This is a genomic window from Amycolatopsis lurida (assembly GCF_900105055.1).
Classification (GTDB): Bacteria; Actinomycetota; Actinomycetes; order Mycobacteriales; family Pseudonocardiaceae; genus Amycolatopsis; species Amycolatopsis lurida.
In genome coordinates, this window is sequence record NZ_FNTA01000004.1 from 7,754,761 (window position 1) to 7,775,962 (window position 21,202).

Genomic DNA, 21,202 nt, shown 5'->3' on the forward strand with positions numbered 1-21,202 from the left:
ACCAAGTCTCACGATCTCACGCTGGTCGCCGCGTCCGGCTTCCCGGAGATGCTCCGCACCGGGATCTGAGTCATGAAGTGCTCGCGGCCGGGCAACCCGGGCGCGCGTTCTCCCGGTTGTAGGAGTTGTGAGCGAAAACCACGGGAGGCCTGGGTGAAACGGTCCGACGAAACGGAGTACCGGGAGTACGTCACGTCCCGGATGGAGACGTTGCGGCGGACGGGCTATCTGCTCTGCCACGACTGGCATCTCGCGGACGACCTGGTGTCGATCACGATCGCCAAGCTCTACCGGCATTGGAGGCGGGCGAGTGGCGTCGAGCATCTGGACGCGTATGTGCGCCGGATCTTGGTGCGCACCTGGCTCGACGAGCGCGGCAGATCATGGCGGCGTGAGGAGCTGTCGGGTGACCTGCCCGAACCGGCGGTGGAGCTGAACCCGAGGGTGCTCGACAGGGCACAGCTGTTCGCCCTGCTCGAAGCCCTGCCGCCGCGGCGCCGGGCCGCCGTCGTGCTGCGTATCTACTGCGACCTCTCGGTCGAGGAGACGGCCGCGATTCTCGGCTGTTCGGCGGGAACGGTGAAGAGCCAGACCGCCCGGGGCCTCGACACGTTGCGTGCGCGGCTGGCCGAAACCACCCTGAGCTGAAGGAGACTGGGATGACCAAGGAACGGATCGACGAGATCATCGGCGCGGCCCCGCTGTCCACTGTGGACGTCGAGGCGATCGTGGCGCGGGAACGGAAGACGGCCTGGCTCCGGCCGAACCCCTGGGTGGCGACGGCCGCGGGCGTGGCGGCGGTCGCCGTCGGGGCGGCCTTCGTCCTCGCGCCTGGAACGCCCGGGGCGGTGAGTCCGGCGGCGGCCACGTCCTCGGCGCCGGAGCTGCCGGAGCCCTGCAAGATTCCCACGTTGATGGGCCCGGTGCCGACGGAGAAGCCGGTCGATGCGGCGACGCGGCTCACCGGTGTGCTGACCACCGCGGTGACCACCCGGCTCGCGACGGGCACGACCTTGACCCCCAACGCGGCGAACTACCCCACCGGAGATCCCGGGCGCGGGCCGCTCCAGGTCGTCCATTCGGCAAGGCCGGTGACCAACGATGGTGGGACGTGCAGTGGCGGCGAAGACGAATTCGTGGCGGGGGCGGCCACGGTCCGGTCGGGTAAGAAGGGGAGCGTCCAAGCGACCCTGGGGCGGATGGGCGGCCGCCTGAACATGCCCGCCGACTGCGTGGACCAGACCCCGGTAGGGATGGAACAGGTGTGTCACCGGTCGTTCGGCCCGAAGGGGGAGGTCATCGTGGCGACCACCTTGACCGGCAAAGGCGGGGGACCGTCGATCCATCGGGTCGAGGTAGCCCGCGCCGACAGGATCGGCGTGATTCTCGAGGCCTCGAACGCCGTCGACGCGAAGCATGACCGGAAACCGGACAGCCCGGTACCGCCTCTGACCCTGGAGCAGCTGGCCGAGATCGCCCTCGATCCCGGGATGACGCTCTATCCGTGAGCTGCCACGAGTTCCGTTCGGCGCCGGTGAAGCCCGCCGCCCAGATGGGGCGGCGGGCTTCACCGTGCGGGGGTGTCAGCGTTCGGTCGCTGTGATGATGAGACGGGCGATGGTTTCGGGCGCGCCGAGCATGGCCAGGTGGCCGGTGGGAACCTCGACCATGTCCGCGTTCATCCGTTCGGCCATGAAGCGTTGCCCGGCAACGGGAATCATCTGATCCTCGGTGGCGACCACGTAGTAGCGAGGGTGCCGCTTCCACGCCGGCGCACCGGCCGGTTCGAGCATCGCGGCCAGCGCGAGCGGGCGCTGGCCGGCGGCGAGCGCGGCTGCTCGACCTACGGTGGACTTTCGAGGGTGGCCTGGTCTGCTCCGGGCAGGGGGCGTGCGGTGGTGACCTGCTGGGCCACCCCGCCGAAACGCTGGTCGAGTTCGCCGGCGGCCTCGTCTCTACGCGCCGGGTCAGCATGGAGCGGATGACCGGAAATCCGCACAGTTCCCGGTCACCTCCGCCGCGACCGCCACTCCAACACAGCGCCGGACAGAGCCAAACCCCCGGCGCAGCAAGCGGCGACGGTCACCACCTGAACAGCCGACGAATGCAGCCAAGCGGTCACCAGCACCGTTTCCACCACGACGGTCGCCCACATCAGCACGGTCACCCGCCGGTCACCGGCGGCGAGGCGCGAGAACAGCAGGATCTGCACCAGCGCGAGCATCGACCCGGCGAGGGCGAACGGCCAGACCGGCATGGTGCTGGCGGCGTAGCCGGAGCCGCCGATGAACGAGAGCAGACGGGGGCCGGCGACCACGGAGACAAGAAGGACGAAGGCGTCGAGAGCGGCGCAGACGGCCAAGGCGGCGGGCAGGATGCGGCGCCGGTCGTCGCCGTTCGCGAAGCGGGGGAGCACCAGGACACCGACGGCTTGGGGGAGCCAGTAGGCGATCTTCGTGACGATCGCGCCGAGCGCGTACTCGCCGGCTTCGGTCGCGGGGAGGGTGTGGCGCGCCAGCACCAGGTCGAGGTTCACCAGCAGGACCAGCGCCAGCATCGCCTGTGCCGCGTGCAGGACTTCGCCCGCGTGCCAGCCCGCCTTCCGCGGGCGCTGCCGTCCACAGAGGACCCAGCCGCAGAAGATCACCAGGTACGAGCCGATCGCGGTCCCGGCGAGCGCGCCGGTGGCGTCGCCGCCGATCAGCAGGCCGACCAGCGAGCCGCCGACCTTGCCCGCGCCTTCGAGCGCCATGAGGCCGGCCAAGCGGGCGAAGCGGCCGCTGCCCTGCAACAGGCCGTGGAAGAGGCCGAGCAGCGTCAACGGGCCGAGCGTGACGGCGAGCAGCAGCGCGGGCACGACGGAATCCAGGTGCAGCACGAAGACCAGCACCGGCGCCAGGAGCAGCCCGATGGCCGCGACGATGGCACTCGTCGTGAGGCCCAGCGCGAGGAGTGTCCCACTGTCCTGCGGCTTGCGGGCCACCCGCAGCGCGACCACGGTCTGCAGCCCCATCGCGGGGACGACGCCGATCACCAGCACCGCCAGCAGCGAGCTCAGCTCACCGAACGCGCTCGGCGCGAGCAGCCGGGCGGCGATGATGCTCAGCACGTAGGCGCCGGCGTTGTTGGCCGCCAGCACGAGGGAAATGAGGATCGCCGCGACACGCTTGTCGGTCCTGGTCTCCTCGACCTCGACGTCTACGCTCAACGGTGCTCCCATTACCGGCGAGTAATCGAGCGACCATAACCGTGATCGCGGCGGAAAGGAAAGGGCAGTTGGACGCACGGCGCGAACGTCTCGTCCTGGCCGCGGTGTCGGCCGGGCTGGCTTCGCTGGTGTTCCTGCCCGTGCTCGGACGCGGCTTCGTCCTGAGCTACGACATGGTGTTCGCCCAGCGTCAGTCGCTGATCCCGGACGCGCTCGGGCTCGGTTCCGCCCTGCCGCGATCGGTTCCCGCCGACGCCGTGATCGCGCTCGCGACGGCGCTCGTGCCCGGCGACGTCGTCCAGAAAATCGTTCTGCTGCTCTCACTGTTCTTTGCGGCATACGGCGCAGGGCGGCTGGTCCCGACGGAGCAACTCGGTACGCGGATCGTCGCGGCCACCGGGTACGCGTGGACGGCCTATTTCGCGGAGCGGTTGTTCATCGGGCATTGGCCGCTCCTGCTCACTTACGCCTGCCTCCCTTGGATCGTGCGCGCCGCGCTTTCCCTGCGCCGGAACGCACCGAGGGCGCTCGCGGCGCTGGTCCTCGCCTGCGCCCCCGCCGTGCTCACGCCACCCGGCGGGGTGCTGGCCGCGCTCACCGCGATCGCGCTGGCCGGACCGCGGAAACTCGGCCACACCCTCGGTCTCGCCGTCGTGCTCAACCTGCCGTGGCTCGTCCCGACACTCCTGCACGACGGTGGCACGTTGTCCGATCCCGCCGGGGTGGCCGCCTTCAGCGCCCGCGCGGAAAGCTGGGGTCCGGCGATCCTGAGCGTGCTCGGGCTGGGCGGGATCTGGAACGGCGACGTCGTCCCCGGCAGCCGGGGCGCGCCGATGGCCCCGGTGCTGATCCTCGTCACGGTCGCCGTGGCGCTGTCCGGGCTCCGTCCTCTCGCGCGAAGGTGGGGGACGCCGCCAGCGAGAGCGTTGCTGCTGCTGGGAGTTCTCGGTGTCGTGCTCGCCGTCCTGGCGACGCTGCCCTACGGCGAACCCCTGCTCTCCTGGGCGATGGGGCACGTTCCCGGCGCGGGACTGCTGCGGGACGCGCAGAAATGGGTGGCCTGGTGGGCGCTTCCGGTCGCGCTCGGGTTCGCGCTGGCGGTCGAAGCCGCCGCCGCGCGCCTGCGGACCGGGGCGGCACGCAGGGCGCTCCTCGTGGCTTCCGCGCTCTTTCCCTTGCTCACCATGCCCGATCTGGCCTGGGGCGGCTGGGGAAGACTCGAAGCGGTCCGTTATCCGGATGACTGGAACGCGGTCCACCGCGTGCTGGCGGACGACGACCGTCCCGGCGACGTCGTCACGCTGCCGCTGTCCACGTTCCGGAGTTTCGCCTGGAACGACCACCGGACTCAGCTGGACCCGGCGCCGCGTGCGCTGCCCGAGACCGTATTCGTCGACGACACCCTGCGCGTCGGCGGCGAAGAGATCGCGGGCGAGGATTCCGGAATGGACCGTGTCCGCGCCGCGAAGTCGCCGGAAGACCTGTCGGCGGCGGGAATCGGCTGGATCCTGGTCGAACACGGGACGCCGGGGCGGGTCGACCCGCGGTTGCTGACCGGCGCGGAACGGGTGTGGTCCGGTGATTGGCTCACGCTTTACCGCACTCCCGGTGAGCCCGCCGTGACCGGGACGCGATCATCGATTCCCGTGGTGCTGGCAAACGGAGTAGCGCTGCTCTCGATCGCCGCCGCACTGTTGTGCCTCAAGTTACCGGTGCGTACATTGAGCCGACGCAGGAATTCCCTGTCTCGGAAGGAGTAGGTCTTGGGCACCCTCATCGGCGCGGCAGCCGCCGTCATCATCGGGCTCGCGACGGCCGCGGGCGGGAGTTACGCGCTGACGAACACCGCGGACCCGGACGCCGCACCCCAGGTGCAGGCGAAGATCAAGGAGCAGTTCAACCCGAACTCGAGCCCCGAGCACGTCATTTACGGCAACCGCTGAGCCGGTGTCCGAGCTCGCTTCCGACCACGCCGTCCGGGTCGTCGGGCTCTACGGCGACCCCACCGTTTCCTGGAGCATCCTCCTGGAAGCGAAGCTGTCTTCGTTGCTGACGCCGGAAAAGGCGCGGATGCGGCTGGCGGTCGCGGTCGAAGAACGGCCGTGGCTCGGAGCCGCTCCCGAAGTCGTGGCCGTCTCCGGCGAAGAACTTCCGGCCGTTCGCGATCGGTTCGCCGAGACGTCGTACGAACGCGGCGCGCCGTTGCTCCGGGTCGCGGTTGGCGTCGACGAACCCGTCGTGCTGATCGCCGCGCACCACGGCGCCCTCGACGGTCTCGGCCTGCTCGCCGTCCTCGGGCTGGCCCTCGACATCCCGATCTCTTCCGCCGCCAAGGGAATCGGTGCGCGCACGGCCGATCGGTCGTTTCTCGTGTCCGCCTTCCAGCGTCTCGCTGAAGCGCTTTTCGCGCCTCCGGCGAGAATCACCCCGGAACGGGCCGAAAGTCGCTCAGGAGACGTGTTCAGCGCGCGGATTCTCCCCCGCTCACGGTTCGGTTCTTCGGCCTTCGCGGCGGCCGCCGCCAACCTGACCGAGACGTGGAACGCCCGGCACGGTGAGGAAGCCGCCAGGGTGGTGGCCGCGGTCGGCGCGTCCTGGCGAAGTGGGGCCGCGCCCGAACCCTTGCACGACAGCGCATTCTTCCGGTTGCGGCTCGGCGGGAAACCCACGGTCGCCGAAGTGGGCGCGCTGCTGGCCGCTCAGCCACCGGAACCCGATTTTCCCGCCCGCAGCAGCAGGATCGCCCGGCTGGGCACCCGGCTGCTGGCGAGCAGGCTCGGTTCGACCTATCTGGTTTCCAATCTCGGCGTCGTTTCGGCGGCGGACGCGGTCACGTCGATCGCGTTCTATCCCGCCGCCAGCGGCCGCTCAGGCGTGGCGTTCGGCGCGGTGACCGTCGGCGAGACGAGCACCGTCACCGTGCGCGCACGCCGCAAGGACTTCGACGACGCCGCCACGGCCGACCTGGCCGACGGGCTCGTGGATGCCCTGTGGCGTCTTGTTCTTAGGTGAACCCGCGTCCGCGATCGACGTCGGCAGGGCGCGAGCTGGCCTTTCAGGTCGCGAGATCGTGAAGGCGCCCTGCCACCGCGATGGCGGGGCCTTCGGCCGGGGCGGGTTCACGCCTATGGTCACTTTGCGGACGAACCTCAGCTCCGCCAACAGGCGTCAGTACCCTGGGATGGGGGATGGCCACCCCGGCCACGTCGCGCACGAGTGATTCGAAGCGGTTCACGCTGTGCTCCCAGTCGAACAGGCTCGCCCAAGTGATACCGGCCTTGCCCATTTCCGTCCGCCGTACCCGGTCGGCGAGCAGCCCTTCCACCTGCACGGTGAAATCGGCGAAATCGTCGGCCAGTAGGCCGGTCTTGCCCTCCACGATGGACTCGGCCACCCCGCCCGCCGCCCGGTAGGCCACCGACGGAACACCGTGCGCGGCGGCCTCCATGATGACGATTCCCCAGCCTTCCTTGACCGACGGGCAAAGGTGCAGCCAGGAGCGTTCCAGGATCTCGTGCTTCTCGGCTTCGTCCACCCAGCCGTGCAGCCGCACCCGGTCTTCGACGCCCCGGTCGCGGGCGTGCTTGCGCAAGACCTCTTCCCATGGGCCCTGGCCCACGATCTCCAGCTTCAGCGTCGGCCAGCGCCGGCTCAGTTCCGCGACGACGTCGATCGCGTGCTCGATCCGCTTGTGCGGCACCAGCCTGCTGACCGCGACCAGCGTCGGCTCGGTTTCGCGGACCGCCTTGCCACGCGGGGGAGTGTCCAAGCCGTTGGGGACCACGGTGATCCGTGAGCCTTCGATGCCGAGTCCGGCCAGTTCGCCCTTGGTGATCTCGGAAACCGTGGCGTAGCGGCAGTGCCGGAACAGCCACGGCGCCAGCCGCGACTCGATCCACCAGCCGACGCGGCCCAGTGTCTCGCCGAGCGCGCTGATCCACTGTTCCTTGTGGACGTGGTGCACCAGCACGAGAACCGGACAGGCCGCGACGAGCCTGGCGAAGAACGGCATCCCGTTCTGGACGTCGACGACGAGGTCGGCGTGCGCCTTCCGGATCGCCCGCAGCGCGTGGAGATAGACACCGAACTTGTTGCCACGGCGGCGATAGCGGACACCGTCGCGCCATTCCCCGGCGTTCGCGCCCGGGTACGCGGCGCACTGGATTTCGACCCGGTATCCGGCTTTGGCGAGCCCCTCGGCCATCCGCTCGACGTACCGCTCGGAGCCGCCGCCCTCCGGATGCCCGGTGTCGCGCCAGTTGACGAGCAGCACACGTGGCCTTTCCATCGTGGTTCTCCCAACCTGTTAGCGACAATGCTAGGTTACCGGTGCGTACACGGTAGAGGAATCATTCTCGGAAAGCGATGGTTCGATGGTCGGTAATCGGTCGGTGACCCCAGAAACGATGCCTCATCGCGCCACTTTGCGCAGATCGGTGACGTTGTTCCGGGCCTTTCTCACCGAACAGACGGATCCGGACGGTTTCTACTCGGTGCTCGCCGAAGACTCGGTCCGGCAAGTGGCGCAGCACACTCCGTTGAACGGCCGAACCATCGTCGACGTCGGTGGTGGGCCCGGCTATTTCTCCGACGCGTTCCGTGCCGCCGGAGCCACGTATCTCGGCATAGATCCCGACGTCGGAGAGCTGACGGCGCGGGGAGAGGCCGGTGAGAACATGGTCCGCGGCAGCGGCACGAAACTGCCGGTGCGCACCGCGTCCGTGGACGTCTGCTATTCGTCGAACGTCCTCGAGCATGTTTCCGAACCCGAGGTCATGCTCGCCGAGATGTGCCGGGTGGCCAAACCCGGCGGCACGATTTTCGCCTCGTTCACGCCGTGGTATTCGCCGTGGGGCGGTCACGAGACGGCACCATGGCATTTCCTCGGCGGTCACTACGCCCGGCGCCGGTATCTCGAAAAGAACGGCAAGGAGCCGAAGAACAAATTCGGGGAGAGCCTTTTCGCCTTTTCGGCGGGCGCGGCCATCCGGTGGGGGAAGGCCGCGCCGTACGCCGATCTGCAGGAGGTCTACCCGCGCTACCACCCCTCCTGGGCCCAGTGGATCGCGCACGTCCCCGGTATCCGGGAAGTCGCGTCGTGGAACCTCGTGATGGTGTTGCGCAAGCGTCAGTGACGCGAGGGGGCGGGGCGCCGCTTCACCAGCAGGAAGACCCCGAGCGCCAGGAAGGCCGCACCGCCGATCCCGAGCACGATCGGCCCCGTGCTCCCGATGAAGTCCAGCTTGCCCTTGTTCTCGTCGACCTGCTTGACCATCGCGTCGACGGTCGCGTCGGTGAAGGCGAGCGTGCCGTCGAAGACGACGGTGGGCGTGGGATTCGCGGCCGACCGCAGTTCCTGGTGCGACCGCTGTTCCTGCTTGACCTGGATCCCCGTCACCGGCTCGATCCAGCTAGTGATGGTGCCCTGGTAGAACTGCCCCGCCTCGACGGAGTCGCCGGTGGCGCCGATGAGCGAGCCCGGCACCTTCTTCGTCGAGATCTTCGTGGCGGGGATCTCCTGGACGAACTTGTAGACCTCGACGCCCTTGATCTCCTCGACACCCTTGAACCGGGCCTGGACGGCGCGGCCGGTGTTGTCGTCGTAGACCTGGTAGTCCTTCTGTTCGGTGCCGAAGGGGAACTTGAAGTTCAGGCCGGGCTGCGGCTTGTACTCTTGGACCTCCTCGGGCTTCTCGCCCTCTTTTTCGGGCTTCTCCTTGAGTTTGGTGACGAAGCTGCTGTTGGCCGAGCACTTCGCCTCCTGGTCGCCGCCCGGCGGGACGTAGCCCTCCGCGGTGCGGCGGTCGAAGCAGACCTGGCGTTTGCTCGCGCTGACCACGGTCTGATCACGGGTGTCGACCACCGAGACGGCCATCAGCCATACGGCGACGTCCGTGCCCTCCCGCATCTCCGGTGGCGAGAAGTTCGCCACCACGCGGGCGGTCGCCTTCAGCTTGGCGTTGTCACGGATCTCCGTGACGGTCTTGCCGCCTTCGGTCTTCACCGCGAGCACCTTGGACGCCGTGCCTTCGAGGACGGACGTCGATTCCTGGTTCAGTGGCACCTTGGCGAGTTCGGGCTTCACGTAGGTCGGCAGCAACACCGCGCCGGCGACGGCGAACACCCCTAGTGCCAAGAAGATCAGGCTCAACGCTCGACGCAACGGTCCTCCTGGTCAGTACACATTACCCATCGGTAATCAGTCGCCAGATACTGGCTCCTCGGCAGGGCAGCGTCAAAGGTGTGACCGACGGTCACAGGCACCACGTGCGACCGGAAGGCGGTACGCGTGCCGCCATTCGGCCCAGGCAGCCAAACATGTTTGTTCCCGGGAACAACGTGAGCGGGACCACCATCGGACGACTTCCGGTGCGTGGAAAGGAACTTTGTGCCGCAGGACCCGAACGATCCCCGCGCGCTGGACATCGGCGCGTACTCGGATTCGATCACCGACGTCGAGCTCCGCGACGCCGTCGCCGACGTCGCCGCGCTGCTTTCGTCGCACGGCAACGTGATCCGTGATCTCGACGCCAGGAGATCACGGTGGCGCCCCGGACGGCGGTCCCCGCATCCCGACATCGTCCTGTCTGCGGCCGGAAGACGTCCACAGTGGACGAGATCCGCGAACCCCGAGGTGACCCTGCCGGTCGCCACGACCGCGCGTGGCCGGACCCTCGCGGTGCGGCTCACCGCGCGTCCCGGTCTCGGGCACACGCTGCTGGACCTCGCGAGGATCATCGACGCCGACATGGCGCCGGAACGGAAAAGTTAGGCGTCGTCCGCCAGCCGGACCGCCTCCAGCGCGACATAGAGCTCGCCGACGTCGACCGGGTCGGACAGGTCGCGTCTGGTCAGTTCCTGGACGCGGCGCAGCCGGTACCGGACCGTGTTCGGGTGGACGATCAGACGGTCCGCGGCCTCCTTGGCCGAGCCGTGTCCGGCGAACCACGCGACCAGCGTGTCGAGCAGGACCTGCCGCTCCGGCTTGGGCAGCACCATGAGCCCGGCCAGTACCGAGCGCAGGACGTCCCGCGACGTCTCCGGCGCGCTCGCGACCAGTGTGGTGACCGGGGAGTCGCCGAAGACGGCGACCCCGGCGGCGCCGGTGGTCAGCGAGCGGCGGGCGATCCGGGCCCGGTGGACCGCGTCCGGTACTTCGAGGAACCCGTTGAACGGTCTGCTCATGCCCACCGCCAGCGGCAGAGTGCCCAGCACGTCGCGCAGGCGCCGGACGTCCTCGACGCGGTCGATCACGACGAGGCCGACCTCGGCGCCGGGCCGCCAGGCCGACTTCCAGCGCCGGGCTCGCAGCAGGGCTTCGACGCCGGGCCGTTCATCCGGCTCGATGGGTTCGGTCACGACGGCGACGAAGGTGCCCGCAGTCGGAAGGTCGAGTTCTTTGGCGGCGTTCTCCAGCTCGGCCTGGGTGGCGAACCGGCCGTGCAGCAGACCGTCCAGCAGGGCGAGCTTCTCGTGGGAGAGTTCGGCGGCGACCTCGCTGTACGCGGTGGTCAGCGCGTCGGAGTAGAGGTCGATGGTCTTCCACACGTTGGAGTTGATCTCGACCGTGCGGGCGGGATTGATGAAGCCGGGGCCCGCCAGCTCCAGCAGACGCTCGTAGACGAAGATCCCGCCGATGCGGAACGCGCGGAGCACGGACGGCAGCGGGATACCCCGCCTGGCCTGGGCCAGCCCGGTCTTGCGGGCCGCGTCGAGTGGTAGCCCCCGTCCCTCGACGAGCGCGGTCAGCGCACGTTCGAGATTGGCCCGGCAGACCTTGCGCAACTCGTCCGGCGCGGTGCTGTCCACCTGGTGGTAGAACTCGTCCTCGTCGCTGAGGAGCTGTGCCAGACGGTCACTGAACTCGGGCAGCCGGGTGAGCATCGCCTGCATGAGCACACGCTGCTCCCGGGGTGCGGGAGTAGCGAGAGCTTCGGTGCCCATCCGTCAACTCTAACCCGCATCCGTGGCCGCTTTTTATCACGATGCGACGAAAGGGCGGTTTCAGGAGCTGAGCGCGGTTGACAACCTGCGGAGCGTGTCCCGGGCCTGCCGCAGCTCATCGGGGGTGACACCGCTGTCGTCGAGCACGTCGCGACGCCGGGATTCACTCACGTCCCACAGCCGCTCCAGCAGTCGTGAACCCTCGGGCGTGATGGCGTACAGGGGCGAGCGGCGATGGGCGGGATTCGGCTCCGCGCGAAGCTGGCCCGCCTCGGTGAGGTCGTCCGCGACGCGTTGCACGGCCTGGCGGACCTGGCCGAGCCGTCGCGCGATGGCGGGGACGGCGAGCGGTTCTTCGGACACCGTGCTGAGCACGTGCCAGCGGGCGACGGTCGTGCCCTGCCCGGCGGCCTCCCGCTCGCTGATCCGGCGGCTCAGTCCCGCCAATTCGTAGACGTCGGCGATCAGCAGCCGGTAGTCGCGGACGAGGTCGGTCATATTTGACAGCATACTGTCAAATAGTCATCCTGGCCCGTATGGACGTCACGGAACGGCTCGCCGCTGTCTTCACCGCACCGGGGCCGCGCCCCGAACTCGCCGGACGGCTGGGCGTGTTCGAGCCGCTGATCGGCAGCTGGGATCTCGTGGTGCACAACTACGCCGAGGACGGGACCGTCCGGACCGTCGACGGGGAATGGCATTTCGGCTGGGCGCTCGACGGCCGCGCGCTGGCCGACGTGTGGATCAGCCCCGCCCGGACGAGCAGGGGCGGCGGGGTGGACGGGGAGTGGGGAATGAGCCTGCGCTTCTACGACGAGAAGATCGGCGCGTTCCGGTCGACCTGGCTCGGCCCCGGCAATGGCTGGGTGATCCCGTTCCTCGGCAAGCGGACAAAGGACGGCTTCGAGATCGAGGCCGACACCGGGGGTGTCCGGCGCCGGTGGATCTTCTCCGAGCTGACCCGCGAGAGTTTCTCCTGGCGGGCGGAGGAAACGCTGCCGGACGAGGACCCCTTCGTCCGGCAGCGTTTCGAGGCCACTCGCGCGGTCAGTGGTTGATCTTGAACCACGGCTGCGACCAGCCGAGATAGGTGTAGCCCCACGCGTTCTTGATCTCCGCGATCGTGGTCTCGGTGAAGCTGCCGGGGCCGTGGATGTCGTTCGACAGGAACTTGCCGCCGCCGATGGAGAACATCGCGTGCCCGGTACCGCCGTTGCTGAAGAAGGCGAGCCCGCCCGCGGGGACCTGGGTGTCACCGGGGTGTTTGAACGAACCGGGGATCTGGGTCCAGTGGACGTAGGCCGTTTCCGAGCCGCTCGCGTTCCAGCCGTAGGCCCACGCGTTGATCCGGTCGCACCAGCGGTAGTAGTCGGGGTCGTTGTGGGTGTGCACGTGCGCCTTCGCCCACGCGATGGCTTCGGCGCAGGTCCGCGGGTTGCCCGTACCGGCGGTGGAACAGGAGAGGGTGCTGCCGGCGCAGTCCGGGGCGACCCGGCCGTCCGAACCGGTGTAGACGTAGGCGTCGCTGATGTAGCCGCCCTTGGACGGCACGTAGTCCCAGATGTCGGTGGTGCCGTACTTCCCGGTCACCGTCGAGCCGTTCGTCTGGCAGTCGATCGTGACGGCGGTGCCGCTCGCGACGGTGCCGACCGAACTCGCGCTGGTGCTCGGGCTCGACCGCACGGTCACCGCCGTCCCCGAGTCGGTGTTCACCGTGCCCGTCGCCGCGAGCGCCTCACCCGCGCCGCCGAGCATGATCGCCCCGGCCAGGGCGATCGTGCCCATCGCGCCTCTGGCGATCCTCGATCGGATCTTCATCTCTGTCCTCCAGTGGGTTCCCCGAATAGGGGGACAGGATGGTGGATCCCCGTACAAGGCGCGTACAAGAAGACGATCGTCCGAAGTGGACGGTTCTATACCGGGACCAGCTCCGGTTCGGCGACTGGTCCGATGATCGGGACATCGCTCGCGTACCGGGCGTTCCGCTCGGTGAGGAGCGTCCGAAGTCGCGCCAGCGCGCGGAACTGGGCCGCGCGGACCGCTCCCGCGCTCGGCAGGCCGAGCCGTTCGGCGGTCTCCTCGGCCGAAAGCCCGAACACGAACCGGAGCGCGAGCACCTGCCGGTGCGGCATCGGCACTTTTGCCAGCAGGACGCCTGCCTGCAGCCGGTGTTCCAGGCGTTCGATCTCGTCCGGGTCGCGGCGGGCCCAGAGCGGCAGCCCGTCGCCGATCTCCGGGACGGAGGTGACCGGTTCGCGGGAGCGGCGCCGATGCAGATCGGCCACCTTGTGCCCGGCGATCCCGAGGACGAAGGCGAGGAACCGGTCCGGGCGGTACCGGTAGCGGGGCAAGGCGATCAGGACCGCCTGCAGCACCTCCTGCGCGCAGTCCTGTGCGTCGCAAGCACCCGTTCCGCCGCTCCCGAGCCTGCTCGCGCAGTAGCGGAACACGTGCGGGGAAAGGAAACGGCTCAACTCGCGGATCGCGTCCGGATCACCGGCCACGGCCGCCCGGACCACTCGGCTGTCCGGGTTGGGCAGCCGTCCCGCCGTCGCCGCGGCACGGGAATCCGCGGGGACCGTCGATGGCGCTACCTCGTCCAAGTCTGCACTCCTGGTTCAGGGGAACTGGTCACCAAGGTGCGCCCGTCATCAGGGGCCGGGACTTCGTGCGCGGTTGTCCAGCTTGCCGTTACCCGCTGGGGATGTCCACACGACGGGCCGGAAGTCATCCGAACCGCTCAATGTCTACTGTGGACACCGGCGGAAGCGACCTTGAAGCAGGACAGCACCGGGGGATAGGCGGTGGTGTCGGTGCTGAGGAGATCCGACGTCCAGACCAGGCAGTGCGCGAGAACCCGGATCCGCTGGTCGAGATCGGCGTTCTCGCAGGCCTCGCCGATCTGATCGGCGCAGGTGTCCCGGTCGTCGCGGACGCTGGCGGCGATGGCGCGGACGATCGCGGCCACGCCGGGATCGAGCCGGTCCGGCCGCACCGTCCTGCCCGCGTGATCCCGCAGGCGCAGGGTGAACGGTTCACCTATCCGCAGCGATCGGCGACGATCCTTGGCGGCCAAGGAGAACGTGTCGACCAGTCGTCCGACGACGTCGCCGAGCGCCGGTGCCCGCCGGGTGGACGAAGCGGTGGACACCAGCGCGGTGGCGAGCTGGTCGGCTTCACCCGATCTGGTGAGTGACAAGAGATCGCGGGCGACGGTGTGCGCGCGTTTGGCAGTGGGTGTCATGGCGGGCCCCTCGTTCGTCGTGCCGACTCCCGATACCCCGGGTAACGAGCGTTAAACCCGGATTGACGCGGGTAGCGCTCCGGATTGCGCCGTTCGGCTCAGGCCAATGGGTTTCTGTAACGGCGAGCGACCGGAAGACGACGCCTGGTGCGACCGGTCGTCGGCGGGCGGAGGGCCATGCTGTCGAGTCTTCTCCCCGGGCTGCGGGAGCTCCGGGCACCGCTCGCCGCGGGGTACGTCTGGCTTCTCGGCCTCTGGCTCGCCCTGCGGCCGGGCCTGCCTCCACCGGGTCAGGCGTCCGGCGTCTACCGGGACCTGCTGGACCTCGGCACCTGGGCGGGAAAGGCCGCGGTCTTCGCGGCCGCCACCTTCGCCGCCTACCTGCTCGGCACCATGTCGCTCGCCGTGACGCACTGGCTGGACACCGTCGTGACCCCGCTGTTCCGCGCGCCGAGACTCCAGAGCGTCGCCTGGCTGGAGCCCAAGTACCGTGGCAGACGCCGGATCCTGCGCGCCCTGCGGGATGCGGTGGTCAACAAGCTGTCCGACCGGTTCCTCACGGACGAGGACTTCCGCGACAAGGTGCTGACCCACATCCGAGGTCTTCAGGAGTTCGCCCGCCGGGTGGGTCAAGAACCGCCGCGGATCATCGCCGGTGCCCGGAGTGACGAACACCGGCGCCGGGCCATGGACGACTACCTTCATCGGTGGCATCTCCTCGGAACGGTCGTGCGGACCGACGTCTACGTCGAGTCGGTCAAGGAAGATCTGGATTACGTCGGGCCCAGGCTGCTGGGGAAAGAGGACCAGCTCTACGGCGAATACGACCGGCAGAACGCCGAAGGCTCACTGCGCATCGGCCTCTTCCTGCCGCTGGTGTTCCTCATCGCTGTCCTGGCGTGGCGAGTCGGCCCTTGGTGCCTGGCGGCGTTGGCCGTGCCGGTGAAGCTCCTCTACCTCGGCTCGTCGTCCTGGGCGGCGGCCGAGCAGAACCTCGCCGTGGCGCTTGCCGCAGAACGAGTCGACAGCCCGACGCTGGAGCGGCTCAAGTCGGCCGACGTGGAGTTCGTGCCCTTCGAAGAGCTGATGGTGGGGCGGGTTGTGCCTGGCTACTACGCCGGTTACCCGAACGCTCGGGCACCGAGGGAGACGCAAGGGCGGATCGCTACGGTGGCGCCGAGCAAGTCCATGCCGAAGCCCAAGTTCTAGCCGGTGGTCCGACCTCGCCTTATAACGACATGGCCATCTGACGGGGCCACCCAGGTGGAGTTGCCTGCCGGGCGGCCGACCGGGCCGACGATGTGCGGCAGCCTGATCTCGACGGACTCGTTCCGCGCCCTGACCGCGGGCTTGGCAATGACCACAGAGCCGAAGAGGAGTGGGCATGACAATCGCCGTTGAGGATCTTGCGGGCCGAAGCCTCGTCCCTGACGAGCTGTTCGAGCGGCTCGTGAACCGCATCGCCAAGGAGAACGACCTGCCGCATGAGTTCGCAGCGCGCATCATGGACCAAACGCTGGCGTTTCTGCGTGCTTGCGGCGAAGATCGCCGCGCGCCGCTCGCCCCATCGGAGCCGGTGGACATCGGGTGGCACACCTTCCTCCTCTACACCCGTGAGTACGCGTCCTTCTGCGAACGGGCGGCGGGCCGGTTCATCCACCACGTCCCCAACGACGACGGCGAAGGTCCGGCCGATCCGCAAGACCTGATCGCCCGGACCACCGAGGCTGTTCGCGATCTAGGTTTCGCGGTCGACACCGACCTTTGGTTGACTTCCAAGGTCAAGTGCAGCGACGGCGACGACGGTTGCCGGGCGTCGGGCAAGGACGGCAACGAGAACACCGACACCAACGGCAAATAGCGCCAGGACGGGACGATCAAGTGAAGCGGTACGGCTGGGGCGAGCTCCCGGAACCCGTCAGGCGAGCCATTCAGGAGCATGCCGGTGTTGTCGACAGGGTCGGGGAGATCGGGGTCGGTCAGAGCAGTAATTTCGCCGCGGTCGTCCATCGTGACGAAGGGACGCCCTTGTTCGTCAAGGGGGTGGAGGGGGTATCGCCTGCGATGCGCTGGCTTCGGAACGAGGCCGAACTCGGCACACTCGCGGCCGGGATCGCTCCAGCCGTGCACTTCGCCGCCGACATCGACGACTGGCTGGTCGTCGGATTCGAATACGTGCCCGGCCGGCGAGCCTCGCTCCGGCCGGGCTCGCCGGATCTCAGACGAGTCGCGGACACGCTCGACAGTATCGGCGAGATCGCGGCGCCCGGCCTCAAACCGCTGGAACAGCGCTGGAAGTCGGCGTGGTGGCCCAGACTCGCCCGGGAGCGGCCGGAGATCGTCGGTGCTTGGGACATCGACGAGTTGACGGCGTGGGAGAAGAAGGCCCCGGCGCTCACTGCCGGGGTCTCCCTGCTCCATACAGATCTTCACGCCGACCAGTTCCTCATCTCCGGGAACGGCGACGTCCGCGTCGTCGATTGGGGATGGCCCGCTCAAGGCGCGGCCTGGGTCGATCCCGCCTTCATGGTGCTTCGCCTGATCAGCGCGGGCCATCGGGTGGCGGACGCCGAAGCCTGGGCGTCGGCGAACACACGCTGGCAGGAGGCCGCGGAGGAAGAGGTCACCGCGTTCGCCGTGTACGTCGCTGGGCTTTGGAACTACAAGGCCGCCACGACCACCAGGCTGGCGCGGATCGCACGTGACTACGTCGGATGGCGGCTGCGGCTGCCTAGCGCGCGAGCAGGTCTCGCAGCGCCTTCACCACCTCCGCCGGTGACTCCTCCGCCATGAAGTGCCCCGCCGTGACCGTCCGGTGGTCCAGGTCCGTCGCCCACGCCTGCCAGAGCGCGACGGCGTCGTAGCCCAGCGCGGCGCCCCAGTCCTGCTGGAGCACGGTGAGCGGCATCGTGAGCCGGTTGCCCGCCGCACGGTCCGCCTGGTCGTGCTCGACGTCGACGCCGGCCGACGCGCGGTAGTCGGCGACGATCGAGGTCACCGCGTTCCGTGACGCCTCCAGGTACGCGGCCCGGACGTCGGCGGGGATCGTGTCGCCGCGCTGCGTCCACGCGTCGAGGAAGTGCCCGAAGAACGCGTCGGGCGCGGCGCCGATCAGCTGTTCGGGCAGGCCGGGCGGCTGGGCCATCAGGTAGAGGTGGAAGCCGACCGCGGCGGTGGTGCCGTGCAGGACGTCCCACATGTCCAGCGTCGGCAGCACGTCGAGGATCGCGAGATGGCTGACCTTGTCCGGGTGGTCGAGGCCCGCGCGCAGCGCCACCAGCGCGCCCCGGTCGTGCCCGGCGAGGGCGAACCGGTCGTGGCCGAAGGCCTTCGCGACGGCGACGATGTCGGCCGCCATCGACCGCTTCGAGTAGGTCTCGCCGGTGTCGGCGGGCTTGTCGCTCCCGCCGTATCCTCGCAGGTCAGGGCAGAGGACGGTGTGGTCGGCCGCCAGATCCGCCGCGACGTGCCGCCACATGAGGTGGGTCTCGGGGAAGCCGTGCAGCAGCACGATCGGGCTGCCCGTCCCGGCGACGGCGACGTTGAGGGCCACGTCGTCCGCGACGGGCACACGCTGGTAGTCGAATCCGGTGATGCGCATGGGTACCTTCCTGGTCGTTCAGTGACGACCGTCAGCGTCCCCGGCCCGAATCAGCACCCGGTCAGCGGCGACCGAGCGGCCGGGGCACGATGATCACCGTCCGTGAAGCGAGGAGGTGACGATGCGGTTCGGGGTGCTCGGCCCGCTCGTGGCCGAGGACGCGCGCGGCGAAGTCGGGCTCAAGGGCCCGCGGCATCGCGCGGTGCTGGCCAGGTTGCTGATCGCCCGTGGCCGGGTCGTGCCGGTGGAACGCCTGGTCGACGACCTGTGGGAACGCCCGCCCCAGGGCGCGGTCGGCGCGGTCCAGACGTTCGTCGGGGCCTTGCGCCGCGCCCTCGAGCCGGACCGCGCTCCCCGTGAGCCCGCGCGGCTGCTGGTCACGGTCGCCCGTGGCTATGCCCTGCGCGCCGATTCCGTCGACGCGTGGGACTTCGAGGCCGCCGTCGCCGCGGCTCGTGAACTGCTCGACGCCCACCGGGCGGACGCGGCACTGTCGCAAGTGGACACCGCGCTCGGGCTCTGGCGCGGTCCCGCGTACGCCGAATTCGCCGAAGAGGGCTGGGCCGTCGGCGAAGTCTCCCGCTTGACCGAACTCCGTTCACTGGCGGGAGAACTGCGTGCCGAAGCGCTCCTCGCGCTCGGGCGCGCCGCCGAGGTGATCCCGGAACTGGAACCGCTGGTCCGCGAGCATCCGTTGCGGGAGAACGGTTCCCGGCTGCTGGCGCTCGCGCTTTATCGCTCCGGGAGGCAGGGTGACGCGCTGGCAGTGCTGCGCACGACGCGTGAACATCTCGCCGACGAACTCGGCATCGATCCGAGCGCGGGCCTGCGGGACCTGGAGGCCGGCATCCTGGCGCAAGCTCCCAGCCTGGAGCCGTCCGCGCCCAAGATGGCCGAGCGGCCACTGATCGGGCGCGACGCGGAGCTGGCCGAGCTCGAAGAAGCCGTGACGCGGTCGCGGCTGGTGCTCGTTTCCGGCGACGCCGGGGTGGGGAAGACGGCGCTCGCTGAAGCGTTCTCCGCCCGTCTCGCCGCGAGGGGCTGGACCACGGCCTGGGGAAGCGATCCCGACGACGAGGGCGCGCCGCCCGCCTACGCCTGGACCCGGATCCTGGCCACGCTCGCCGAAGCCGGGTACGGCCCGGCGCCGGCGGCGGAGCCAGGAACCGAAGACCCACTGGCCGCGCGCTGGCGCTGGCATCGCGCCGTCGCGGCTCATCTGTCCGGTGCCGCGCCGCTCCTGCTCGTCCTCGACGACCTGCACTGGGCGGGCGAAGAGACCTTGGCGCTGCTGACCTCGGTGCTGGCCGAGCCGGTGTCGATCATCGCGACCTATCGCGGGACCGATCCGCCCGCCCGGCTGACCGACTTCCTCGCCAGGGCCGCTCGCCACGAGCCGGCGCGGATCTATCTCGGCGGCCTGCCCCAGACCGAAGTCGCCGGACTGGTCCGGGCCACGACCGGAGAAGAGATCGATCCGGAAACCGCCGCGGTGCTCCATCGGCGCACCGGTGGGAACGCGTTCTTCGTCCGTGAACTCGCCCGCCTCCTCGCAGCCGAAGGCGTGGGAGCCTTGACCGCGGTGCCGCCGGGTGTCCGCGACGTCGTCCGCCATCGGGTGGACGCGCTGCCGGACGACGTCGGCGGCGTGGTGCGGCGGGCGGCGGTGCTCGGGACGGACGTCGATCTGGACGTTCTCGAAGCCCTGGTGGGGAAAACCGCGCTCGACGCCGCCGAGACCGCGGTCCGGCGCGGATTCCTGACCGAGCAGGCGCCGCGCCGGTTCCGGTTCGCGCACGCGCTCGTGCGGGAGACGCTCTACCACGATCTCTCCCGTTCGCGGCGGGCCCGCGAGCACGGCGAGATCGCCGAGGCGCTGGAACATCTCCGCCCGGACGACGTCGATGCCCTGGCGCACCATTTCCTCCTGTCCGAGGAGCACGACGACCGTGCCGCGCGGTACGCGCAGGCCGCCGCCGAACGGGCCGAAAGTCGTTTCGCGTCAACGGAAGCGGCGCGTCTCTGGGACGCCGCACTCACCGCGTACGACCGCTCCGGCGCCTCCGGCACGGCGAAGCGGCTGGAGCTGATCATGGGCAAGGCCCGGGCTTCGGCCGTCGCCGGCGGGCTCGACCGGTCACGGCGGCATCGCGCCGAAGCGTTGGAACTGGCGGAAAAACTGGACGATCCCCTGCTGACCGCGCGGGTGATCGGTGCCTTCGACGTCCCCGCCAGCTGGACCGAAAGCGATGACCGGGAACTCGCTTCCCGGATCGCGGAAGCCGTCGAGCGCACCCTCGCCGCCTTGCCCGCCGAACACGTGGCCGAGCGGTGCCGCCTGCTGGCCACCCTCGCCGTCGAAGTGCGGAACGCGGGCGGGCAGCGGGCACGCGAGGCTGCCCGAGAAGCCGAAGCGATCGCGCGGACGCTGGAAGATCCGGCTTTGCTGGCGTTCGCGCTCAACGCCCGGTTCCTGCAGTCCTTCGACCGCGCCGGTCTCGCCCCCGAGCGGGCCGGGATCGGCGCCGAACTGGTCGACCTCGCCGCGCGGCACGGGCTCGTGACGTTCGAGGTGCTCGGGCACCTCGTGCTCCTGCAGGCGAAGAGCGCGCTCGCGGATTTCGCCGCCGCGGATCGGCATGCGGTGGCCGCGGACGAACTCGGCGACCGATACGGCCTTCCGCTCGTCGGCGTCTTCACCCGGTGGTATCGCGCGATGCGGACCGCGATGACCGGTCCCGGTGGGGAAGCCGCCTATCGCGCCGCCGCGGCGGGTCTCGCGGGAACCGCCATGTCCGGTGTGGACAACGGGATCCTCGCGCTCGCCCTGTACTGCGACCGGCTCCAGCGTGGTTTGCCGCCCGAAGCACTGGAGGACCACTACGGCGCTTACGAAAGCTGGTGCCGCCCGGTGCTCCCTATCCCGGATTCGCCACGGGATCTGCTGTTCGAGGCTCGCACCTGTCTGCACGCCGTCGTCGCGATCGAACTCGGTGACCGGACGACGATGGAACGCCTCTACGCCGAGCTCCTACCTGCGGAAGGAGAGATCGCCGGTGCCGGGAGCGGGATGCTCACCCTCCGCCCGGTCGCGTACTACCTCGGCGAGCTGGCCACCGCCCTCGACCGCCGAGATGCGGCCGCCGGGCACCATCGGAAGGCGCGGGCCATCGCGGTGAAGGCCGGTTCACCGCACTGGAATTAG

At 69.5% G+C, this 21,202-nt stretch carries 21 protein-coding genes and 1 pseudogene; 12 read left to right on the top strand and 10 right to left on the bottom strand.

Going from position 1 to position 21,202, the window contains the following annotated elements:
• Positions 1–153 precede the first annotated feature (153 nt).
• Together BLW75_RS41760 and BLW75_RS41765 are read left to right on the top strand one after the other, a co-directional pair.
• Positions 154–648: a SigE family RNA polymerase sigma factor gene (locus BLW75_RS41760; RefSeq protein WP_034323606.1), complete on the top strand. Its 495-nt coding sequence runs from the start codon at positions 154–156 to the stop codon at positions 646–648.
• Between the two features lie 11 nt (positions 649–659).
• Positions 660–1,508 carry a hypothetical protein gene (locus tag BLW75_RS41765; RefSeq protein WP_034323608.1) on the top strand — a complete coding sequence of 283 codons (849 nt, stop codon included), beginning with the start codon at positions 660–662 and terminating at the stop codon, positions 1,506–1,508.
• A gap of 75 nt (positions 1,509–1,583) precedes the next feature.
• Here the strand turns inward: BLW75_RS41765 and BLW75_RS44125 are convergent.
• Positions 1,584–1,922: pseudogene (locus BLW75_RS44125) on the bottom strand (alpha/beta fold hydrolase); the annotation flags it as partial.
• 86 nt (positions 1,923–2,008) lie between these two features.
• A complete protein-coding gene (locus tag BLW75_RS41770) occupies positions 2,009–3,208 on the bottom strand; it encodes a lipopolysaccharide biosynthesis protein (RefSeq protein ID WP_034323670.1) in 1,200 nt (399 codons plus the stop codon).
• A gap of 68 nt (positions 3,209–3,276) precedes the next feature.
• Between BLW75_RS41770 and BLW75_RS41775 the strand changes: the two genes are divergently transcribed.
• Genes BLW75_RS41775 through BLW75_RS41785 form a run of 3 tightly spaced genes read left to right on the top strand, consistent with a single transcriptional unit; the run spans position 3,277 to position 6,220 of the window.
• Entirely contained in the window at positions 3,277–4,968 is a 1,692-nt protein-coding gene (locus tag BLW75_RS41775) for an MmpA family trehalose lipid delivery protein (protein WP_034323611.1), read from the top strand.
• A gap of 3 nt (positions 4,969–4,971) precedes the next feature.
• Entirely contained in the window at positions 4,972–5,151 is a 180-nt protein-coding gene (locus BLW75_RS41780) for a hypothetical protein (RefSeq protein WP_016335312.1), read from the top strand.
• A gap of 4 nt (positions 5,152–5,155) precedes the next feature.
• Complete coding sequence (locus BLW75_RS41785) at positions 5,156–6,220, top strand: hypothetical protein (protein WP_034323616.1); 1,065 nt, start codon at positions 5,156–5,158, stop codon at positions 6,218–6,220.
• Positions 6,221–6,263: 43 nt separating this feature from the next.
• On the opposite strand, the gene BLW75_RS41790 is transcribed toward BLW75_RS41785, so the two are convergent.
• Positions 6,264–7,481, bottom strand: coding sequence for a glycosyltransferase family 4 protein (locus tag BLW75_RS41790; RefSeq protein ID WP_338400017.1), 1,218 nt, complete (start codon positions 7,479–7,481; stop codon positions 6,264–6,266).
• 163 nt (positions 7,482–7,644) lie between these two features.
• Between BLW75_RS41790 and BLW75_RS41795 the strand changes: the two genes are divergently transcribed.
• Positions 7,645–8,343, top strand: coding sequence for a class I SAM-dependent methyltransferase (locus BLW75_RS41795; RefSeq protein ID WP_034323619.1), 699 nt, complete (start codon positions 7,645–7,647; stop codon positions 8,341–8,343).
• On the opposite strand, the gene pgfA is transcribed toward BLW75_RS41795, so the two are convergent.
• Positions 8,337–9,371 carry a cell envelope lipid trafficking protein PgfA gene (gene pgfA, locus BLW75_RS41800; protein ID WP_158005447.1) on the bottom strand — a complete coding sequence of 345 codons (1,035 nt, stop codon included), beginning with the start codon at positions 9,369–9,371 and terminating at the stop codon, positions 8,337–8,339. The two genes, BLW75_RS41795 and pgfA, sit on opposite strands and share 7 nt — an antisense overlap.
• 225 nt (positions 9,372–9,596) lie before the next feature.
• Between pgfA and BLW75_RS41805 the strand changes: the two genes are divergently transcribed.
• Positions 9,597–9,980, top strand: coding sequence for a hypothetical protein (locus BLW75_RS41805; RefSeq protein ID WP_034323624.1), 384 nt, complete (start codon positions 9,597–9,599; stop codon positions 9,978–9,980).
• Here BLW75_RS41805 and BLW75_RS41810 read toward each other — a convergent pair.
• Positions 9,977–11,152, bottom strand: a complete 1,176-nt coding sequence (locus BLW75_RS41810; protein WP_034323626.1) for a PucR family transcriptional regulator — start codon at positions 11,150–11,152, stop codon at positions 9,977–9,979. The two genes, BLW75_RS41805 and BLW75_RS41810, sit on opposite strands and share 4 nt — an antisense overlap.
• Before the next feature lie 60 nt (positions 11,153–11,212).
• Complete coding sequence (locus tag BLW75_RS41815) at positions 11,213–11,650, bottom strand: MarR family winged helix-turn-helix transcriptional regulator (protein WP_034323629.1); 438 nt, start codon at positions 11,648–11,650, stop codon at positions 11,213–11,215.
• Positions 11,651–11,688: 38 nt separating this feature from the next.
• On the opposite strand from BLW75_RS41815, the gene BLW75_RS41820 reads away from it, so the two are divergent.
• A complete protein-coding gene (locus BLW75_RS41820; RefSeq protein WP_034323632.1) occupies positions 11,689–12,210 on the top strand; it encodes a hypothetical protein in 522 nt (173 codons plus the stop codon).
• Here BLW75_RS41820 and BLW75_RS41825 read toward each other — a convergent pair.
• From BLW75_RS41825 to BLW75_RS41835, 3 genes are all read right to left on the bottom strand, one after another.
• Complete coding sequence (locus BLW75_RS41825; protein ID WP_034323635.1) at positions 12,200–12,970, bottom strand: SH3 domain-containing protein; 771 nt, start codon at positions 12,968–12,970, stop codon at positions 12,200–12,202. The two genes, BLW75_RS41820 and BLW75_RS41825, sit on opposite strands and share 11 nt — an antisense overlap.
• A gap of 95 nt (positions 12,971–13,065) precedes the next feature.
• Positions 13,066–13,755 (bottom strand): sigma-70 family RNA polymerase sigma factor, encoded by a 690-nt coding sequence (locus BLW75_RS41830; RefSeq protein ID WP_034323638.1) that lies wholly within the window; start codon positions 13,753–13,755, stop codon positions 13,066–13,068.
• A gap of 137 nt (positions 13,756–13,892) precedes the next feature.
• A complete protein-coding gene (locus BLW75_RS41835; protein ID WP_034323641.1) occupies positions 13,893–14,396 on the bottom strand; it encodes a hypothetical protein in 504 nt (167 codons plus the stop codon).
• A 177-nt stretch (positions 14,397–14,573) separates the two neighbouring features.
• On the opposite strand from BLW75_RS41835, the gene BLW75_RS41840 reads away from it, so the two are divergent.
• The 3 genes from BLW75_RS41840 to BLW75_RS41850 all read left to right on the top strand — a co-directional run bounded on the left by BLW75_RS41840 (position 14,574) and on the right by BLW75_RS41850 (position 17,189).
• The gene (locus BLW75_RS41840) at positions 14,574–15,605 is read left to right on the top strand and encodes a hypothetical protein (RefSeq protein ID WP_034323643.1); all 1,032 of its coding nucleotides are present in this window, start codon (positions 14,574–14,576) and stop codon (positions 15,603–15,605) included.
• A gap of 175 nt (positions 15,606–15,780) precedes the next feature.
• The gene (locus tag BLW75_RS41845) at positions 15,781–16,257 is read left to right on the top strand and encodes a glycine-rich domain-containing protein (RefSeq protein WP_034323646.1); all 477 of its coding nucleotides are present in this window, start codon (positions 15,781–15,783) and stop codon (positions 16,255–16,257) included.
• Between the two features lie 203 nt (positions 16,258–16,460).
• Positions 16,461–17,189 (top strand): hypothetical protein, encoded by a 729-nt coding sequence (locus BLW75_RS41850; protein WP_241784132.1) that lies wholly within the window; start codon positions 16,461–16,463, stop codon positions 17,187–17,189.
• On the opposite strand, the gene BLW75_RS41855 is transcribed toward BLW75_RS41850, so the two are convergent.
• Positions 17,128–17,997, bottom strand: coding sequence for an alpha/beta fold hydrolase (locus BLW75_RS41855; protein WP_034323648.1), 870 nt, complete (start codon positions 17,995–17,997; stop codon positions 17,128–17,130). The two genes, BLW75_RS41850 and BLW75_RS41855, sit on opposite strands and share 62 nt — an antisense overlap.
• A 121-nt stretch (positions 17,998–18,118) precedes the next feature.
• Between BLW75_RS41855 and BLW75_RS41860 the strand changes: the two genes are divergently transcribed.
• A complete protein-coding gene (locus BLW75_RS41860; RefSeq protein ID WP_034323649.1) occupies positions 18,119–21,202 on the top strand; it encodes an ATP-binding protein in 3,084 nt (1,027 codons plus the stop codon).

Coding starts and splice junctions, on each gene's coding strand:
- BLW75_RS41765 (WP_034323608.1), top strand. CDS start 660: ATGACCAAGGAACGGATCGACGAGATCATCGGCGCGGCCCCGCTGTCC.
- BLW75_RS41810 (WP_034323626.1), bottom strand. CDS start 11,152: ATGGGCACCGAAGCTCTCGCTACTCCCGCACCCCGGGAGCAGCGTGTG.
- BLW75_RS41815 (WP_034323629.1), bottom strand. CDS start 11,650: ATGACCGACCTCGTCCGCGACTACCGGCTGCTGATCGCCGACGTCTAC.
- BLW75_RS41820 (WP_034323632.1), top strand. CDS start 11,689: ATGGACGTCACGGAACGGCTCGCCGCTGTCTTCACCGCACCGGGGCCG.
- BLW75_RS41825 (WP_034323635.1), bottom strand. CDS start 12,970: ATGAAGATCCGATCGAGGATCGCCAGAGGCGCGATGGGCACGATCGCC.
- BLW75_RS41835 (WP_034323641.1), bottom strand. CDS start 14,396: ATGACACCCACTGCCAAACGCGCGCACACCGTCGCCCGCGATCTCTTG.
- BLW75_RS41840 (WP_034323643.1), top strand. CDS start 14,574: ATGCTGTCGAGTCTTCTCCCCGGGCTGCGGGAGCTCCGGGCACCGCTC.
- BLW75_RS41845 (WP_034323646.1), top strand. CDS start 15,781: ATGACAATCGCCGTTGAGGATCTTGCGGGCCGAAGCCTCGTCCCTGAC.
- BLW75_RS41850 (WP_241784132.1), top strand. CDS start 16,461: ATGCGCTGGCTTCGGAACGAGGCCGAACTCGGCACACTCGCGGCCGGG.
- BLW75_RS41855 (WP_034323648.1), bottom strand. CDS start 17,997: ATGCGCATCACCGGATTCGACTACCAGCGTGTGCCCGTCGCGGACGAC.
- BLW75_RS41860 (WP_034323649.1), top strand. CDS start 18,119: ATGCGGTTCGGGGTGCTCGGCCCGCTCGTGGCCGAGGACGCGCGCGGC.